At 73.0% G+C, this 16726-nt stretch carries 14 protein-coding genes and 4 pseudogenes; 8 read left to right on the top strand and 10 right to left on the bottom strand.

Annotated elements, in window-relative coordinates:
- Positions 1-144 precede the first annotated feature (144 nt).
- The gene (locus QUE51_RS00875) at positions 145-435 is read right to left on the bottom strand and encodes a hypothetical protein (RefSeq protein WP_286277740.1); all 291 of its coding nucleotides are present in this window, start codon (positions 433-435) and stop codon (positions 145-147) included.
- Positions 436-625: 190 nt separating this feature from the next.
- Positions 626-1258, bottom strand: a complete 633-nt coding sequence (locus tag QUE51_RS00870; RefSeq protein WP_286277738.1) for a response regulator transcription factor — start codon at positions 1256-1258, stop codon at positions 626-628.
- A 314-nt stretch (positions 1259-1572) separates the two neighbouring features.
- Between QUE51_RS00870 and QUE51_RS00865 the strand changes: the two genes are divergently transcribed.
- On the top strand, positions 1573-1764 hold the full coding sequence (locus tag QUE51_RS00865) for a hypothetical protein (RefSeq protein ID WP_286277737.1): 192 nt from the start codon (positions 1573-1575) through the stop codon (positions 1762-1764).
- On the opposite strand, the pseudogene metX reads toward QUE51_RS00865, so the two are convergent.
- The 3 genes and pseudogenes from metX to QUE51_RS00850 form a co-directional block, all read right to left on the bottom strand.
- A pseudogene (metX, locus tag QUE51_RS00860) lies at positions 1754-2973 on the bottom strand (homoserine O-acetyltransferase MetX). The gene QUE51_RS00865 and the pseudogene metX sit on opposite strands and share 11 nt — an antisense overlap.
- 126 nt (positions 2974-3099) lie before the next feature.
- A complete protein-coding gene (locus QUE51_RS00855; protein WP_286277736.1) occupies positions 3100-4416 on the bottom strand; it encodes a bifunctional o-acetylhomoserine/o-acetylserine sulfhydrylase in 1317 nt (438 codons plus the stop codon).
- Complete coding sequence (locus QUE51_RS00850) at positions 4413-5561, bottom strand: acyltransferase family protein (RefSeq protein WP_286277735.1); 1149 nt, start codon at positions 5559-5561, stop codon at positions 4413-4415. The genes QUE51_RS00855 and QUE51_RS00850 overlap by 4 nt, the downstream gene beginning before the upstream one ends.
- A 106-nt stretch (positions 5562-5667) precedes the next feature.
- On the opposite strand from QUE51_RS00850, the pseudogene QUE51_RS00845 reads away from it, so the two are divergent.
- Positions 5668-6445, top strand: a pseudogene (locus tag QUE51_RS00845) (SDR family NAD(P)-dependent oxidoreductase).
- Here QUE51_RS00845 and QUE51_RS00840 read toward each other — a convergent pair.
- Both QUE51_RS00840 and QUE51_RS17645 read right to left on the bottom strand, forming a co-directional pair.
- Positions 6432-7348 (bottom strand): annotated as a pseudogene (locus QUE51_RS00840) (formylglycine-generating enzyme family protein). The pseudogenes QUE51_RS00845 and QUE51_RS00840 overlap by 14 nt on opposite strands.
- A 928-nt stretch (positions 7349-8276) precedes the next feature.
- A complete protein-coding gene (locus QUE51_RS17645) occupies positions 8277-8942 on the bottom strand; it encodes an MFS transporter (RefSeq protein WP_350226690.1) in 666 nt (221 codons plus the stop codon).
- Positions 8943-8997: 55 nt separating this feature from the next.
- Here QUE51_RS17645 and QUE51_RS00830 point away from each other — a divergent pair, with 55 nt between their 5' ends.
- The 6 genes from QUE51_RS00830 to QUE51_RS00805 are packed head-to-tail and all read left to right on the top strand — an operon-like array spanning position 8998 to position 13985.
- Positions 8998-9534, top strand: coding sequence for a phosphoribosyltransferase (locus QUE51_RS00830; RefSeq protein WP_286277734.1), 537 nt, complete (start codon positions 8998-9000; stop codon positions 9532-9534).
- The gene (locus tag QUE51_RS00825) at positions 9531-10253 is read left to right on the top strand and encodes a Type 1 glutamine amidotransferase-like domain-containing protein (protein WP_286277733.1); all 723 of its coding nucleotides are present in this window, start codon (positions 9531-9533) and stop codon (positions 10251-10253) included. The genes QUE51_RS00830 and QUE51_RS00825 overlap by 4 nt, the downstream gene beginning before the upstream one ends.
- A gap of 3 nt (positions 10254-10256) precedes the next feature.
- Positions 10257-10964 (top strand): uracil-DNA glycosylase, encoded by a 708-nt coding sequence (locus QUE51_RS00820; RefSeq protein ID WP_286277732.1) that lies wholly within the window; start codon positions 10257-10259, stop codon positions 10962-10964.
- A gap of 25 nt (positions 10965-10989) precedes the next feature.
- Positions 10990-11568 (top strand): GNAT family N-acetyltransferase, encoded by a 579-nt coding sequence (locus QUE51_RS00815; protein WP_286277731.1) that lies wholly within the window; start codon positions 10990-10992, stop codon positions 11566-11568.
- 1 nt (position 11569) lies between these two features.
- Positions 11570-12997, top strand: a complete 1428-nt coding sequence (locus tag QUE51_RS00810; RefSeq protein ID WP_286277730.1) for an amidase — start codon at positions 11570-11572, stop codon at positions 12995-12997.
- A 58-nt stretch (positions 12998-13055) separates the two neighbouring features.
- Positions 13056-13985 carry a siderophore-interacting protein gene (locus QUE51_RS00805; RefSeq protein WP_286277729.1) on the top strand — a complete coding sequence of 310 codons (930 nt, stop codon included), beginning with the start codon at positions 13056-13058 and terminating at the stop codon, positions 13983-13985.
- A gap of 288 nt (positions 13986-14273) precedes the next feature.
- Here the strand turns inward: QUE51_RS00805 and QUE51_RS00800 are convergent.
- The 3 genes and pseudogenes from QUE51_RS00800 to QUE51_RS00790 all read right to left on the bottom strand — a co-directional run.
- Positions 14274-14861 (bottom strand): annotated as a pseudogene (locus QUE51_RS00800) (SDR family NAD(P)-dependent oxidoreductase); the annotation flags it as partial.
- 44 nt (positions 14862-14905) lie between these two features.
- Complete coding sequence (locus QUE51_RS00795) at positions 14906-15280, bottom strand: Fe-S oxidoreductase (RefSeq protein ID WP_286277728.1); 375 nt, start codon at positions 15278-15280, stop codon at positions 14906-14908.
- A complete protein-coding gene (locus QUE51_RS00790) occupies positions 15277-16713 on the bottom strand; it encodes a dihydrolipoyl dehydrogenase family protein (RefSeq protein WP_286277727.1) in 1437 nt (478 codons plus the stop codon). Before QUE51_RS00790 ends, QUE51_RS00795 begins: the two co-directional genes overlap by 4 nt.
- Between the last annotated feature and the right edge of the window lie 13 nt (positions 16714-16726).

Below are 16726 nucleotides of genomic sequence, written 5' to 3'. Positions count from 1 at the left end.
GGGCCCGTGGGTTCATGGTGACACCCGTGACCCCCGATTCAGGGGAGCCACTCCGGCGGGGCGGTTCGGGGGCGCGGCGCACCGCCTCGCGGCGCCGGCCGTCGCGCTTCGGGTCGCGGCGACCGTCGCGGCGGCCGAGGGCGCCTAAGCCGAGGCGCCCGCTTCGTGTCTGCGCTCGGCCCGGATCGCGAGGATCATCGTGTGACCGTGCGTCGCGAAGTCGGTCGTCCGCGGCGGCATGCCGGTCAGCATCCGCAGCTCAACGCCGTCCTCGAGCGGAGCCTCGAGCACACAGCTGCCCGCCTCCGCGACCTCCCCGAGCAGCCGCCAGCCGAGCGCCCGCAGCGCGCGGCGGTTCGGGAAGGCGGCGCGGTCGCAGGCGACCTCGAGCCGGTAGGCGCCATCGGGCTCGACCGCTGTCGAGGTGACCCGCACCCCCAGCCGTGTCCCCGCCTCGCGGAGCTGCCGGCCCAGGTGGGCCTCCGGATCCTCGGCGACCCAGCGCGGGCGGCTTGCGAGCTCCCCAGCTCGGCGAGCCCGGGCAGGAACGCGGCGCCGGTGCCCACGCCCTCCCCGCGCTCGTCGTCGTCCCAGCGAGGGCCGCCTGCGGAGGTCGCTTCCGGCGTCACTCCGGGGTGATCCAGCCTTCGCGGATGGCGTGGCGGCGGAGGAGCACCTTGGTCCCCAGGTCGACGCCGATCGCGCGGTACTTGCGCCGTCCGCGCTTGATGTAGGACTTGATCGTCTCCTCGGTGGTGCTCATATCGGAGGCGACCTCCTTGATCGAGCGTCCCGAGGCGTAGAGCACGAGCGCGCGCTGCTCCTGCTTGCCGAGGTTCGGCTCGACCGAGCTCTCGAAGTCGTCGAGCGCGCGCCGGACGGCGTCGCTCGGCTCGGCGTGGCCGTCCGCCGCCGCGTGCACGGTCGCGATGAGCGCGTCCGCCGACTCGGTCTTGCCCACGAAGGCCGCCGCGCCGGCTTGGATGGCGCCGTAGATCGAGCCGGAGTCGGCATGCCGGGAGATCACGACCGTCTTGCTCCCGGCCGCGTTGAGGACCCGCAGCTTCGTCGAGACGGGGATGTTGTCCTCGAGGTTGAGGTCGAGGATCACGACGTCGACCGGGAACTCGGGATGGGAGACCAGGGCGCCCCACGAGGGGACCGCGGCCACGACCTGGAGGCCGGTCCGGGGTGCGCCGAGGCGCGCCTCCAAGCCGTCGAGGACCAGACGATGGTCGTCGACGATCGCGACTCTCAACCTCGGGGGGCGTCGCGGTGTTGGCGTTGCGGGCACGTTCACCTCGCCGTCGAGTCTAGGGGGGACGCCCCCGTTGGGGCACCCCCGGATCGTCGTCCGGAGGAGGCAATCGGCACGGTCGCGGAGTGTCGAGGCCGACGCGCCGGGTCGCTTCCCGAGGTCCGGTCGCCGGGCCGGAACGAGCGCGGCGCCGGCTCCCGCGGCAGACCGTCCGGTGCACCCCCGGACTGGGGAGGCGATCGGGAGTTCGGGTGTCTGCGGCCGCCCCTATCGTGGAGCAACGCCCATGGACGGGCGTTTTCAGGGGGTTACGGATGGCGGTTCTGGACACGCTCGGCGCGCATCTCGGCGGCGCGACGCTGGCGGAGAGCCCGCTCGGGAACCTCGTGCTGATCGGCTGCGCAGTGGCTGGTCTGCTGGGCGCGGCGGCGCTGCTCGGCACCGCGAAGGACATCCGGGCGCACCGCGAGGACCCGCTGAACGACCGGCACTACATCAACTTCTGAGCGGCTCCGTCGCGAGCAGGCGGCGGAGCCCCCGCCCGACGAGCTCGTTCTCGATGAGGAAGCCGTCGTGGCCGTACTCGGACGAGATCACCACCGGCTTGTCGCCGTCCAGCGCCCCGGGCGCGTGACGCGCGATCAGCTCCTGGTCCTCGACCGGGTAGAGCCGGTCGCTGTCGATGCCGAGCACCAGGGTCGGCGTGGTGAGCGTGGCGAGAGCCGCCTCGACACCGCCCCGGCCCCGCCCGACGTCGTGCGAGCTCATCGCCTGGACGACCCGGATGTAGCTGTTCGCGTCGAACCGGCGCGTGAACTTGTTGCCGTGGAAGTCGAGGTACGACTCGACCGCGAACCGCCCGCCCTCGCCCAGCGGATCGAGGCTGCTCTGCCAGGACCGGCGGAACCGTGCGTTGAGCTCGCCGGGGCTGCGGTAGTTGAGCAGCGCCATCCGGCGGGCGAGCGCGAGCCCGCTCGTCGGGCCGTCGCCGTCGAGCGCCCCGTAGTACCAGCCGGACCGGAAGTGCGGGTCCATGCGGATGGCCTCGATCTGCACCGAGTTGAGCGCGATCTGGTCAGCGCTCGACGCGGCGGGGGCGGCCAGGACCGCCGCTCGCTCCACCCGCCCGGGGTGCGTGAGCGCCCATTCCAGTGCGTGCATGCCCCCATCGATCCGCCGATCACGGCAGCCCAGCGGTCGATGCCCAGGCGGTCCGCGAGGTGACGCTGCGCCTCCACCTGGTCGCGGATGGTGAGCTGCGGGAAGCGGGGGCCCCACTCGCGGAGGTCCGGGGCGAGGGACGCCGGTCCCGTGCTGCCCTGGCAGCCGCCCAGCATGTTCGGGGCGACCACGTGCCAGCGGTCGGTGTCGACAGCGAGGCCCGGGCCGACGATGCCTGACCACCAGCCGCCCGTCGGCTGCCCGGGACCCGCGGGGCCGGTCACGTGGGCGTCCCCGGTGAGCGCATGGAGCACGAGCACGGCGTTGTCCCGGGCGAGCGAGAGCTCGCCGAAGGTCTCGTAGGCGATGCGGACGGCCGGGATGCTGCCCCCGGCCTCCAGATGCAGCGTGCCGATCGACGCGAAGTGGCGTCCGGCAGGCGGGTCGCCCTCACGCCACGCCCCCGTCGCGGGCGGCTTGCCGAGGAGGGCGCGCTGATCCGCCTCCGTCACGATGGCGGAGGGCACTGCGTCCTCGGGGGTCTGCCAGTCCATGCCGCGATCAGTATGGCTGACCGGCGAGGGGCCACCGCGCTGTGTTACGCGGGGGAGACGCAGAACCGCCCGGTGCGCCTCCGCCCGCGAGGGGAGGAGGCGCACCGGGCGGCAGGGGAGCGGAGGCTAGGCCTCGACCGACGAGAGGGCGCGCGCGGCGGCGAGGCCCGCCTCGAGGTCCGCCTTGAGGTCGTCCACGTGCTCGAGCCCGACCGAGAGGCGGACGAGGCCCGGCGTGACGCCGCTCGTCAGCTGCTGCTCAGGCGTGAGCTGCGAGTGGGTGGTCGACGCGGGGTGGATCACCAGGGAGCGCACGTCGCCGATGTTGGCGAGGTGGCTGAACAGGGTGAGGCTCTCCACGAACCGCCGGCCTGCGTCGACGCCGCCCTTCAGCTCGAAGGACACGACCGCGCCAACGCCCTTGGGCGTGTACTTGTTGGCGGTCGCATACCAGGGGCTCGAGGGGAGGCCCGCGTAGTTGACGCTCGCGACGTCGGGGTGGTTCTCCAGCCACTCAGCGATGAGCTGGGCGTTCTGCACGTGCCGCTCGATCCGCAGCGACAGGGTCTCGATGCCCTGCAGCAGCGTGAAGGCGCTGTCGGCCGAGATCGCGGCGCCGAGGTCGCGGAGCAGCTGGACTCGGGCCTTGATGATGTAGGCGAGCGGGTCGCCGACGGCCTGGGTGTAGACCGCGCCGTGGTACGACGGGTCCGGGGTGGAGAGGCCGGGGAACTTCTCGGCGTTCTTCGACCACTCGAACTTGCCGCCGTCGACGATGACGCCGCCGATGACGACGCCGTGGCCGCCCAGGAACTTCGTCGCCGAGTGCACGACGATGTCGGCGCCGTGCTCGAACGGGCGGAGCAGGTACGGGGTCGCGATCGTGTTGTCGACGATCAGCGGGACGCCGTTCTCATGGGCCACGCCGGCGACCAGGGCGATGTCGAGGAGGTTGATCTTCGGGTTGCCGATGGTCTCGGCGAAGAAGAGCTTCGTGTTGGGGCGGACCGCGCGGCGCCACTCCTCCGCGTCGTCCTGGTCCTCGACGAAGGTGGTCTCGATGCCGAGGCGCGCGAGCGTGTACTTGAAGAGGTTGTAGGTGCCGCCGTAGATCGAGCTGGACGAGACGATGTGGTCGCCCGCCTGCGCGATGTTGAGGACGGCGTACGTCTCCGCGGCCTGGCCCGAGGCGAGCAGCAGCGCTGCGGTCCCGCCCTCGAGTGTCGCGATGCGCTCCTCGACGACCGCCTGGGTCGGGTTCTGGATGCGGCTGTAGATGTTCCCGAACTCGGCCAGCGCGAAGAGGTTCTTGGCGTGGTCGGCGCTGTTGAAGACGTAGGAGGTCGTCTTGTAGATGGGGGTCGCCCGGGCGTTGGTCACCGGGTCGGGTGCGGCGCCAGCGTGGATCTGCTGGGTCTCGAACTTCCAAGGCGTGTCGGTCATGCGGGCGAGCCTACGGAGGGGGCACATGGCGGGCCACAGCGTGCGACACAGTGCGTAACGGAGGGCCGCGGGCCGTCTCGCCGGGCTCTACTCCCGGACCAGCAGGCGCCCGATCGGCGGCTCGACCAGGGGCGGAACACCCGCCGCACGAACTCGGAGGAGAGCGCGAGGGTGATGGCCGCCGCCAGCAGGAGCATGAGGACCAGCACCGGCACGGTCGCCTGCTCCGCGAGCACGCCGCTCTCCCGCAGCGGGTAGAGCAGGAAGGTGTGGAACAGGTACACGTACAGCGTGGCGGCTCCGAGCGACGTGAACCACGTGATCCCGCGAGGGGTCAGCGCGAGCACGGCGAGGCACAGCAGGGCGGAGAGCGCCAGAAGCCCGAGCCGGACGAGCCCCGCCCACCACGCGTCGTACCCGAAGGTCGCATAGGCGTCGTCGGCGAAGAAGAAGTCCTTGAGGTGCAGCCTCTTCCAGAGCGGCAGCCCGGCGACGACCGTGACGACGGCGGCGAGGACCAGCACGGCCGCCGCACCGCGCACGGCGGTCACGACCTTCGGCGCGGCCTCCTGCCAGCGGCGCCCGGCGTCGTGCCGCTTCAGCTCCCAGCCGAGCACGAAGAACGGCAGCAGCCCGAATGTCCGGGACAGCGCGAGCGTGCTGTCGATCTCGTCCGTGTACCCGGCGGCGACGGCGAGGACGGTCGCCCAGAGCAGCGGCCAGCGGAGCACCGCGAGCACCGGCAGCAGCAGGCGCCACCAGATCAGCGCGAGCAGGAACCACAGGGTCCAGGACGCGTTCGCGTAGTCGACGGTCGTCTTGCCCTCGACGAGCCACTGGATCACGGTCCAGATCGTCTCGAAGACGAGGTACGGCGCGACGAGGTCGGTGAGGATGCGGCGGAGGTCCCTGCCCTCGAGCCTGTCCTTCCCGAAGTGGCCGCTGACGAGCACGAACAGCGGGATGTGCACCGAGTAGATGAGGAGGTAGACGGCGAACGCCGCGTCGAGTCCTCCGGTGAGGCGCTGCACCGAGTGACCGGCTACCACGAGGAAGATCGCGACGAATCGGGCGTTGTCCCACAGCGCGACCCGGGCTCGCGGCGCGACGCCGGCCGCCGGACCTGCGGTCGCCGTCGTTGCCACGCGGTCAGCCTAGAGCCGTCACCGGGCGCCTCGGCGGAACCGGGCGCGGGCCGCTAGCGTGGGACGGCAACGCTGCGGGCGCTGCTCCCGCACGGAAGGGAGTCGCGTGTCCGGGAAGCGAGCGGTCGTCACGGGGGCCAGCACAGGGATCGGGTGGGCCACCGTCGCCCTCCTGCGCGAGCACGGCTGGGAGGTGACCGGAGTTGCCCGGCGCGCCGACCGGCTCGAGGAGCTCGCTGCGGCCACCGGCGCGGACGTCTTCGCCGCCGACCTCACCGACGCCGCAGAGGTCGAGGCGCTCCGCAGCCACCTGCAGGGCCTCGGCCGCCTCGACGTCCTCGTCAACAACGCGGGAGGGGCTCGCGGCATGGACCGCGTCGAGGACGGCGACCCCGACGAGTGGCTCTGGATGTTCCAGGCGAACGTCGTCGCCGTGCAGCGCGTCACCTCCGCGCTGCTGCCGCTCCTGCGCGCCACCGCCGCGGACGCGGGGAACGCGGACATCGTGACCATCACCTCCGTCGCCGCCACGGAGGTTTATGAGGGGGCGCCGGCTACAACGCCGCGAAGGCGGGGGAGGCCGCCGTCTCGAAGGCGCTGCGGCTGGAGCTCGCGGGGAGCCCCTCCGCGTGATCGAGATCGCTCCCGGCATGGTGAAGACGGAGGAGTTCGCCCTGCGCCGCTTCGGCGGCGACCAGACGCGCGCCGACAAGGTCTACGCCGGCGTCGACAACCCGCTCACCGGGGAGGACGTCGCGAACGTCATCGTCTACGCGGTCGAGCTGCCCGGCCACGTCAACCTCGACTCGGTCACCGTGCGCCCGGTGGCGCAGGCGGCGCGGGACAAGGTCATCCGCGGGCCGCTCGAGGTCAAGGCGGGCTGACCGAGACGGTCCGGAACCCGGCGTTGCCCATCGACGAGTCGGGGGTGTTCGACGACCGCGCGGAGTTGCGGTACCGGTTGCAGTACGAGTCGTGGCACAGGTAAGAGCCGCCGCGCAGCACGCGCGCGCTCCCCGCCTCGGGGCCGGGAGGATCGGCGGCCGGGGATCGCCGGTAGTAGCCCGGGTCGTACCAGTCCGCGCACCACTCCCACACGTTGCCCACCGTCTGCCAGAGGCCGTAGGCGTTGGGGGCGAACGAGCGCACCGGGGCCGTGGTCGGCCAGCCGTCCTCGGCCGAGTTGACGGACGGGAACCGTCCCTGCCAGATATTGACCCGCCAGGCGTCGCCGTCCATCAGCTCGTCTCCCCAGGGGAAGCGCGCGCCGGTCAGGTCGCCGCGGGAGGCGTACTCCCACTGCGCCTCGCTCGGCAGGCGCCGGCCCGCCCACGCCGCATAGGCCGACGCGTCGTTCCAGCTGACGTGTACGACGGGGCGGTCCTCCAGCCCGTCGATCGTCGACCGGGCTCCGCCGGGATGACGCCAGTCGGCACCGCGAACTCCGAACCACCAGGGGTGCCTGCGGCTCTGCCCATCACGTCGGCGGGGTCCGCCGCGAGGGCCAGGTGGAAGACGGCGGAGTAGCCGAACGCCTCCGCCTCGGTGACGTAGCCGGTCGCCTCGACGAACCGGGCGAAGTCGGCGTTGGTCACGGTGGTCGCGTCGATGCTGAACGGGGCGAGAGCCACCCGGTGCACCGGCTCCTCCCCGTCGGCGGGGTTGCCGTCGCCCGTGGAGTCGCCCATGAGGAAGGAGCCGCCCGGCAGCTCGACCTGCTCGATGCGGTGCTCCCCGGCTCCGCGCGACGGCGGCGCCGCATCGGCCCCGAATCCGAAGGAGGGCAGGCAGCACGCGGCCGTGCCCTCCTCGTGGTTGTCGGGCGCGTTCGAGGCCAGGCGCGACCGGTCGTCTGCGGAATTCTCGCGTGGCACGATCCGATCCTCGCAAGAGACGGTGCGGAGCGGCTGACCGGTCACTCCGCGGTGGCGACCGCCTCGGCGACTCGGACCTCGGCCGGATCCGAGAAGGCGAGCCGCGGCACGAAGAGGAGCAGGCCCGCCGCGACGAGCGCGGTCCCGCCGCACAGCGCCCACACCGTGTAGTAGCCGGCGAGCGATCCGGCGGTCGACGCGGCCGAGACGACGCCCGAGGCGAGCGCGACGCCGAAGATGCCTGACGCGAAGGTGCCGCCCACCGTCTTGGTCGTGTTCGTCATCCCGGCCGCGATGCCGGTCTGGCCGACCGGTGCGGCGGCGGCCGCGGCGGCGGGCAGCGCGGCGAGGAGCGCCCCCGAGCCGAGCCCGGCGACGACCATGTTGACGAGCACCTCGACGGCGCCGTCGTGCAGGGGCAGGAACATCAGGTAGCCGATGCCGACCAGGACGGACGCGCCGATCAGGGTGATCCGGGCCGTCGTGAGACGGACGGCGAAGGGGAACAGGATCGCCCCGACGATGACGGCCAGCAGGTAGATGCCGATGAGGTTCGAGACCTCCGCCGGCTGCAGTCCGAGGCCGTAGCCGACGGCCGGATCGGTCGCGGCGAAGGTCGACAGCGGCACCTGCGCGCCGAGGACAGAGATGCCGAAGAGCCCGGCGGTGACCTGCACGGGCCACATGCTCGACCGCCGGAACATCCGCAGGTCGAGCGCGGGGTCCTTCCGCCTCAGCTCGTACCGGCCGAAGGGCACGAACACCGCGAGGCCGAGCACGAGCAGGGTCCACACCTGCCAGGCGCCCGGCCCGTCGAGGCGGAGGAAGGTGAGGGCCGAGGTCAGCAGCAGCAGCCCCAGGCCGAGGAGCGCGAAGCCGCCGGCGTCCAGGCTGCGGTCGCCGACCTCCGGCTCGGTGCGGGGGACCCCGAAGAGCACGACGAAGAACACCGCGGTGACCGCGACGGCCGGGACGGCGAGGGTCGGCGTGAGGTCGCCGAACACGGAGAGCAGCCGCCCCCGAGGAGCGCGCCGAGGATGCCGCCGGCCTGCAGTGCCACGACGAGAAGCCCGGCGGCCCGGCGCGTGGTGGCGTTCGCCACTCCGCTCGTCCGGGCGCGGGAGAAGATGATCGCCACCTCGAGGGGAAGCCACACGACGTAGAAGCCCTGGAGCGCCCAGGCCAGGAGGAACGGCACGAAGTCCGTCGACACCACGAGCGCCCAGCTCGCCACGGCGGTCACCGCGCTCGAGATCAGCAGGATCCGCTTGTGGCCGACCATGTCGCCGAGCTTCGCGAGCACCGGCAGCACGATCGAGGACAGCAGCAGCTGTCCCGCCTCCAGCCAGTTCAGCTGCGGGTCGTCGATGCCGAGCCGCCGGGCGATGGGCGAGACGATCGGGATGTAGTACCCCTGCAGGAGGCCGCTGACGATCTCGACGAGGAACAGCCAGCCGACGAGGCCGAGGGTGACGGCGCCGGCTCGGCTGCGCACGCGGGAGGGCATGAGGAATGCTATTGCGGCGGGGGCGCAGCGGTCGGAACCGGATAGCGTAGACGGCATGTCGATCGAGCGAACTGCGACAGGAACGACGGTCGACGAGGCTCCCGCAAGGGAGGTGCTCGGCTGGCTGGAGTTCGGCGACGCATCGCGCTCCCTGGCGCATTCGGTGGCGGAGTCGGGCTACGCGCCGGAGATCGTCGTCGCGATCGCGCGGGGCGGCCTGCTGCTGGCGGGCTCCCTCGCCTACGCCCTCGGCGTGAAGAGCTGCGGAAGCCTCAACGTGGAGTTCTACACGGGCGTCGACGAGCGACTGGACCAGCCCGAGATCCTGCCGCCGCTGCTCGACGGCGCATCGCTCGGCGGCAAGCGGGTGCTGCTCGTCGACGACGTCTCGGACTCCGGCCGGACGCTCGCGCTCGCGGTCGACCTGCTGCGCGGACTCGGCGCCGAGGTGCGCAGCGTGACGCTGTACACGAAGCCGCGCACGGTCCTCGCCCCCGACTACTGCTGGCGGGCCACCGACCAGTGGATCGTCTTCCCCTGGTCCGCACTCCCTCCGGTGACCGAGGACCCCACCGCGGCGCCCGACCGGTGAGCATCCACCTGGTCGGCGGCGGCTACTCCGAGGACGGAGCCGCCTTCGCGGCATTCGTCCGGGAAGCCGCGGACAGGGCGCACGCCTCCGGGGTGATCGGCGCGCCGCGCATCGCCGTCGTCGTGGTGCGCGACGGAGACGGGGTGGAGCACGCCGCGAAGCTGGTCGCCGAGGCGGCCCACGCCGGCGACGTCGACGAGCGGGTCATCGCGCTCGTGGAAGGCGTGCGGGCCGAGCCGGGAGTGCTGGCCGACTCGGACGGCATCCTCGTGGGCGGCGGACTCACCCCCGCCTACCTCGACAGCCTGGCGCCGCTCTTCGACGAGATCCGCGAGCGCGTCTCGGACGGCGTCCCGTACCTGGGCTTCTCGGCAGGCGCGATGATCGCGCCGGAGAGGGCGCTGCTGGGCGGCTGGCGGATCGGCGGCGTCCCGGTCGGCCCCGAGGAGGCGTCCGAGGAGCTCGACGACGTGACGATCGTCAACGGCATCGGCCTCCTCGACGTCACCGTCGAGGTGCACACGGCGCAGTGGGGGACCCTCTCGCGGCTCGTCGCGGCGACCGCCGCCGGCCTCACGGACGGCGGCATCGCCATCGACGAGGCGACCGCGCTGATCGTGGGCGCCGACGGAGTCCGGGTGGCGGGCGCGGGCAACGTGTGGCGCGTCGCCCCGGGCGAGGGCGGCGTGCTCGTCGAGGTGCTCGCGGCGGCAGGCTGACGCGTGCGCCGGACTCTCGCGGAGCTCGCGGAAGCGGGGGACCTCGATCGGGGATGGGCGGACGCCCTGGCCCCCGCGCAGCCGACCCTGACGGCCCTCGGCGGCTTCCTCCGGGCGGAGCACGAGGCCGGGCGCACCACCCTCCCCGCCGGCCCGGCCGTGCTGCGGGCCTTCCGCACACCGCTTGCCGACGTCCGCGTGCTGCTCGTCGGTCAGGATCCGTATCCGACTCCGGGACACGCGGTCGGGCTCGCCTTCGCGGTCGAGCGGCACGTCCGGCCGCTGCCGCGGAGCCTGGCGAACATCTACCGGGAGCTGAGAGACGACCTCGGCATCCCGCCGGCCGAGCACGGCGACCTGTCGGCATGGGCGGACTCCGGCGTCCTCCTCCTCAACCGCGTCCTCACCGTGCGTGCCGGTGCCGCCGGGTCACATGCGGGCAAGGGCTGGGAGAGCGTGACGTCCCTCGCGATCGAGCGGCTGGTCGAACGCGGGGGACCGCTCGTGGCGGTGCTGTGGGGCAGGCAGGCCCGGACCCTGCGGCCGCTGCTCGGCGCCGTCCCCGTGGTCGAGTCCGCGCACCCGAGCCCGCTGTCGGCCTCCGCGGGCTTCTTCGGCTCGCGACCCTTCAGCCGCGTCAACGCCGCCCTCGAGGCGCAGGGCGCGGCCCCGATCGACTGGCGCCTCGACCGTCCCCGCCTCGAGCCCTAGGTTGGTCTGAGGAACGGAGGGCGGCATGCTCGAAGAGGAATACGAGACGCGTCGGGTCCTGCCGCGGCACCTGCGCCCGCCCGCGCCGCCCGAGCCGGAGTTCTCCTTCACGATCCGGGACGCGACCCCGCGGGATCTCCCCGATGTCCGGGAGATCTACAACTACTACGTGACGAACAGCGTCGTGACGTTCGACGAGGACACGATGACCCTGCGCGAGTGGCGATCGAAGTTCGCCTATCTCGCCAAGCTGAAGATGCCGTTCCTCGTCGCGGTGTCCCCGAGCAATCAGGTGCTCGGCTATGCGCTGGTGACGCCGTGGAAGCAGAAGAAGGCGTACCGCTACACGGTGGAGAACTCGATCTACCTCCGTCCCGCCGCCGCCGGGAAGGGTCTGGGTCGCGCCCTCCTCGCGGAGCTCCTCGACCGGTCGAAGCAGGCGGGCCTCAAGGAGGTCCTCGCCGTGATCGCGGACAAGGGGGCGGAGCCGTCGATCCGGCTGCACGAGTCGTTCGGCTTCAAGGAGATCGGCCGGATGGGCCGGGTCGGCTTCAAGTTCGACCGCTGGCTCGGCACCGTCATGCTGCAGAAGAGCCTCAAGTAGCGTGTTCGAGCTCCACCACCTCAGCGCACAGGACCAGTGGGACTGGCTGCAGCGGCGGGACGTCACCCCGGTGGAGCTCGCCGAGCACTACCTGCGCCGCATCGAGCGCCTGAATCCCGAGCTGGGGGCGCTCTCCCGCGTGGACGGCGACCTCGCTCTCGACCGGGCCCGTGCGCTGGACCGCGTGCCGCGGGCGGCCGAGCTGTGGGGCCTGCCGCTGGCGGAGAAGGAGCTGTCCCGGAGGGCGGGCTTCCCGGCGACGGGCGCCTCGCGCGCGCTGGCCGACACGGTCGCGGAGGCGACGGACGAGCTCGTCGAGGTCCTCGACACGGCGGGAGCGGTGAGCCTCGGTGCGACCACCGCGCCCGAGTTCGGCCTGCCCTCCTACACCGAGCCCATCGGCCGGCCACCCGCCCGCAATCCGTACGACCTCGAGCGCGGTCCGGGCGGCTCCAGCGGAGGAGCGGCGGTGGCCGTCGCCGCCGGGCTGCTGCCCTTCGCACCCGGGTCGGACGGCGGCGGGTCGGTCCGCATCCCGGCGGCTGCGACCGGGCTGGTCGGCATCAAGCCGACCCGGGGCCTCGTCCCCGCCGGGCGGGACAGCCTCGGCGGTCTGGTGGTCCCCGGCCCGCTCGCCCGGTCGGTCGCCGACGCGGCGATGCTGCTCGACGCCATGATCGCCCGCCGCGGCGAGGGCGTTCCGTTCCCGTCGACCCTGCGACCACCCGACCCCGGTCGCCTGCTCGGGCCCGCCGTCCGCGGCGAGGGGCGCTTCACGGTGGGCGTCACCTCGCAGAGCCCATGGGACGACGCGTACGAGATCACCGTCTCCCCGGAGGCGCAGTCCGCCCTCGCGATCGCCCGGGAGGCCCTCGACGCGCTCGGCCATGGCGTCGAGGAGGCGTCGCTGCCCGACTCCGGGGAGTACCCGCGCGCCTTCCGTGCCCTCTGGCAGGCGGGGGCCGGCGCCGTGCCCCTCGATGACGCGGCCCTCGAGCACGTCGAGCCGCTCACCGCCTGGCTGGTGCGGACGGGCCGCGACCTGCGGGCGTCCGTCCTCGCGGAGGCTCTGGACGCGCTCGCCCGATTCGAGCGTGCGCTGATCGCCCGCCTGTTCGGACCGGAGGGCGCGCGCCTCGACGCCATGCTGACCCCCGCCCTGGCCCTGACCCCGCGACCGATCGGCTGGTGGGACCTGGAGGACGGCGAGCGGAACTTCGAGCAGCAGGTGCAGTACACGCCGTTCACCTCCTTCCTCAATGCGACGGGCCTGCCGGCGATCACGCTGCCGATCGCGACCACGGAGGAGGGGCTGCCGATGGGCGTGCAGCTGTTCGGCCGGCCGGGTGGCGAGGACGTCCTCGTCTCGATCGGACGCCAGCTCGAGCGGCGCTTCGACTGGCAGCGGCGGCATCCGCCGCAGTGGTGAGGGCCGGTCCCCGGCTGCACTCTGGCGACGCACGGAATCGTCGAGGTAAGGTTAGGCAATGCTTACCTCGCTCCGGAGTCCGGTCCGGCATCGCCCGGCGTACCGGCCGTTCCGGGCACGAGTGCAGCGAGTCGAGCGGCTGTCGCCCTCCTTCGTCCGCATCACCTTCACCGGACCCGAGCTGTCCGGGTTCGGCACGGCGGGCCTCGACCAGCGGGTCAAGCTCCTCCTGCCGCTGCCCGGCGTCGGATTCGATCACCTGCCGGTCGAGGACGCCGAGAACTGGTACCCGCGCTGGCGCGCCCTCCCCGACGAGCTGCGCAATCCGCTCCGCACCTACACGATCCGCGCGGTGCGTCCTTCGCGAGCCGAGGTGGACGTCGACTTCGTCGCGCACGGCGACGCCGGTCCCGCCTCCTCCTGGGCCCTGCACGCGCGCGTCGGCGACGAGCTGGTCCTCGTGGGACCGGACGAGCTGAGCGAGGATCGCCGCGTCGGCATCGAGTGGAAGCCCGGCTCGGCGACGAGCCTGCTCCTCATCGGCGACGAGACGGCGGTGCCTGCGATCTCCTCCATCCTCGAGTCCCTGCCCGACGGCACGCCCGCGACCGCCTTCGTCGAGGTCCCCACCGCCGCCGATCGGCTCCCGCTCCGGATGCCCGCATCCGCGACGCTCACCTGGCTGCCGCGGGACGGCGCGCCGAGCGGCAGCCTGCTGGAGCCGGCCGTCCGCGAGTGGGTGGAGGGACACCTCGCCGCCGCCGCGCACGCCCTCGCTCACGAGGAGCCCGCGGACATCGACGTGGACAGCACGCTCCTCTGGGAGACCCCGACCGAGCCGCCGACCGGAGCCCTCTACGCCTGGCTCGCCGGCGAGGCCGCCGTCATCAAGACCCTCCGCCGCTTCCTGGTCAGCGAGTGCGAGTTCGATCGCCGTCAGGTCGCCTTCATGGGGTACTGGCGCGAGGGGCGCGCGGAAGCCGCATAAACCCCTGCCCCGGCGTTCTGCCGCGCGGCTACGCGGAGGGGAGGCGACCGGATCCGGCGCGCCCACGCGCTCGGCCGCGATCGCCCACAGGCGCCGGGCCAGCTCGCCGTCGTCGGCCTGGGGAGAGGTCGGACCGTGTGCGCGCAGCCGCGAGAAGTACGTCCCCGACGGCTCCGCGATCTGGGCCGCGGAGGCGAGCCGGATCAGCGGCTCCGCACCCTGCTCCGGACTGATGCCGTAATGCCCGCCGGTCAGCGCGGCGAGCAGGTTGATCGAGCGGTTCTCCCGGCCGAAGCCGGTGCGCACCAGGCCCGGGTGGAAGGCGTAGGTGCCGATGCCGTCTCGCTCGGTGCGGCGGGCCAGCTCCCTCGTGAGCAGGATGTTGGCGAGCTTCGCCGAGTTGTAGGCGCGCCAGCCGCCCAGCCAGGGGCGACGGGCGTGGTCGAGGTCGTCGAGGCGGATGCGCCCGCCGAGGTTCGCTGCGCTCGAGGTCTGGATCACCCGAACTCGCCCTCCGGGCTCCGAAGCCGCGGTCTCCCGCAGCCGGGGGAGCAGGAGCGACGTGAGCAGGAAGCCGCCGAGAACCGACTCCTGGAGCGTCCGCTCGTTGCCGTCGACGGTCAGAGTCCTCTCGGGCACGAGGCCGCCGGCATTGTTCGCCAGCACCGAGATGCGGGGGTACCGCTCGAGCAGCTGGTCCGCCAGGTCGCGGACGTCCGCGAGCCGCCCGTAGTCCGCTACAAACGGCGTCGCGCCGAGGGACTCGGCGACCCGGCGCGTGCGCTCCGGATTGCGGCCGACCAGGGCGACCTCGGCCCCGAGGGTCGTGAGGGCGCGGGCGGCGGCGGCCCCGATCCCCGAGCTTCCGCCCGTCACCACGACGACGAGGCCGGAGGCATCCCCGGGGGCCGGCAGCGCGCTCACGCGCGGCCTCGGTCGAGGTAGCCGCCGTCGGCGAGCCCCGCCTCGATCTCGAAGCGGTTCTTCAGCGGGTCCCGGCCGGCGAGCGCGTAGAGGATCGGCATCCAGAGGCCGAGCCGCCGCCACTGCTCCACGTGCACCCGCTCGTGGCGGAGCACCGCGGGGCCGTCGTTGTCGTTCGTCAGGTAGACCCGCCCGACGGTCGTCCCGCCGCGGCGGAAGGCCCAGTGCGGAAGCCCGGTGAGCACGATGAGCCCCTCCTCGACCCGGACCCGGCCGGTGCTCAAGGGGAGTCCCCAGACGAGGCCGACGAGGGTCGCGTAGGCGAATCCGAGCTCGCGCAGGTAGTTCCGCTGAGCGGGGCGTGCGTTCATTCTTCGGGCCTTCCGTAGGTCTCGAGGAGCCGGAGCCAGACCTCGCTGATCGTGGGATAGGAGGGGACGGCGTGCCAGAGGCGCCGGAGCGGCACCTCGCCGACCACCGCGATGGTGGCCGAGTGCAGGAGCTCGGCGACGTCCTGGCCGACGAACGTGGCCCCGACGATCACGTCCCGCTGCCGGTCCACGACGAGGCGCGCACGCCCCGCGTAGCCGTCCGCCAGCAGGGACGCCCCGGCGACCGAGCCGATCTCGTAGTCCACCACCCGCACGTCGATCCCGCGGTCGCGGGCGGCACGCTCGGTGAGCCCGACCGACGCGACCTCCGGGTCGGCGAAGGTGACCTGCGGAACGGCCGCGGAGTCGGCGGTCGCGACGTGGAGACCCCACGGACCGTCGTCCACCGCCCGCTGCTGGGCCCGAGCCGCGATGACCTCGCCCGCGGCGCGACCCTGGTACTTCCCCTGGTGGGTGAGCAGCGCCCGGTGGTTCACGTCGCCGACCGCGTACAGCCACGGGTCGCCCTCGTTGGTCTCGGCCCGCACGAGGAGCGTGTCGTCGACGTCGAGCCACTTCCCGGCGGGGAGCCCGACCGAGTCGAGGCCCAGGTCGTCGGTGCGCGGCCTGCGGCCGGTGGCCACGAGCACCTCGGTGGCGGTGACGCTCTCGCCGTCTCCGAGGTCCAGCACCACCCCATCCGCGCCGCGCTTCGCCCCGATCGGCGAGGCGCCGCGGCGGATGCGCACACCCGAGCGCTCGAGCTGTTCGCCGACGAGCTCGCCGGCGAACGGCTCCATCCCGCCGAGCAGGCCGCTGCGGGCGAGCAGCGTCACCTGGCTGTCGAGGGCCGCGTAGGCGGTGGCCATCTCCACGGCGACCACACCGCCTCCCACGATGGCGAGGGAGGCGGGGACGGACTTCGCGCCCGTCGCCTCCCGGCTCTCCCAGGGGTCCACCTCGGCGAGGCCCGGGATGTCGGGGAGCAGGGCCGCACTGCCCGTGCAGACGGCGACGGCCGCGGTCGCGCTGAGCTCGACCGTCTCGCCGTCGGAGCCCGTCACGGTCACCGTGCGCCGCCCGGTGATCCGGCCGTGTCCACGGACGAGGTCGATGCCGGCTCCCTGCAGCCACTCGACCTGGCTCGAGTCGTCCCAGTCGTGCACGAACGAGTCGCGGCGCTTCAGCACGGCAGGGGCGTCCAGCGAGCCGGTGACGGCCTCAGCGGCCCCCGCGACCCGGCGGGCTCCCTCGAGCGCCTGGGCCGGGCGGAGCATGGCCTTCGAGGGGATGCACGCCCAGTAGGAGCACTCGCCGCCGACGAGCTCCGACTCGACGATCACGACGGACAGGCCCCGCTGATGCGCGTAGTCCGCCACGTTCTCGCCGACCGGCCCGGCCCCCAGCACGATGAGGTCGTACGTGCGCGTCATCTGTCCTCCAGCT

Source organism: Naasia aerilata (assembly GCF_030296595.1).
Lineage (GTDB): Bacteria > Actinomycetota > Actinomycetes > Actinomycetales > Microbacteriaceae > Naasia > Naasia aerilata.
Note: the sequence above shows the minus strand (reverse complement) of the source record. Positions and strands in the feature narration are given on the sequence as shown.